This is a genomic window from Roseibium sediminis (genome assembly GCF_008711325.1).
Taxonomy (GTDB): domain Bacteria; phylum Pseudomonadota; class Alphaproteobacteria; order Rhizobiales; family Stappiaceae; genus Roseibium; species Roseibium sediminis.
Map to the genome: position 1 here is coordinate 1 of NZ_VXDB01000092.1, position 849 is coordinate 849.

Sequence of the window (849 nt, forward strand, 5' to 3'; positions counted from 1 at the left end):
CCCAGGCTAATCATGCACTAACATTCAAACTGGACCGCTTAGGTGGGGCTGATCAAAATTAAGACAGGCGGCTTGCAGCTTTGCACTGAGAAAATCGTCAATACGTGAGGTGGAGCGGTGTTCGATTTCGTGGCGAATTCCCAGCAAGAACTCCAAGTTCCTTTTTGCTCCCTCGGAAATGGGTGACTTTTCGTGGCGTAGACACGCGCCAAGCTCTAGATACTTGTCTGCGCCCTCTTTCGTCTTTTGAACCTCACCATCTTTCACATAGCGGTATTCAATGCCTTTTCGCTTGAACCAAGCGTGCAGCAAATACGTCCATGCAATAATCGCAGTCACGATGAAGATCTCACTACGAAAAGTCAGTCCGGCTCCATTGAAAGTGTGTACGGCTGCAGTCATTGCTTCGCGAGCCTTGATCAGTAGTTCGTCGCCTTCGGCATTCAGGCCTGTTTCTGGGTCAAGGTTTGGCCAACTGGACAGAAACTGTTTCAGTTCTTCAACAGAGGCAGTGGCGACCGCTTTGTGTTTTGCACCGTCGCGAATTTCTTTGATACGAGCGTGGTTGATCGTGCGCGAGGGTCTTGTGAAATACGATTGTATGTCTTGGTCATTGTACTTGTCAGCTTCCACCATTGCTTTGACAATGCTGACTTCCCAGCGTTCCAGCTTATTCCCGCGGAATCTTTTAACCATGCACTTGGTCTCGGAAGATAGGTTTTGAGATTTAGAAACGAAATTTGCAGTTGTATTTATTGATAAGTAAACGTGATAATTTGCCGACGATGCAAAGTCGAGCTATTGTCAAATCTGGTGTCCAGGCGAGCGTCATGCGGCGGCTTGATCTTG

At 47.9% G+C, this 849-nt stretch carries 1 protein-coding gene; it reads right to left on the bottom strand.

Annotated features, from left to right (window positions below; all coding sequences use genetic code 11):
- Positions 1 to 24: 24 nt before the first annotated feature.
- On the bottom strand, positions 25 to 696 hold the full coding sequence (locus F0155_RS23200; protein ID WP_150526933.1) for a DUF3644 domain-containing protein: 672 nt from the start codon (positions 694 to 696) through the stop codon (positions 25 to 27).
- Positions 697 to 849 lie beyond the last annotated feature (153 nt).

What these genes read in the sequence shown, in the direction of transcription:
- F0155_RS23200 (WP_150526933.1), bottom strand. Translation starts at nt 696, where the DNA reads ATGGTTAAAAGATTCCGCGGGAATAAGCTGGAACGCTGGGAAGTCAGC.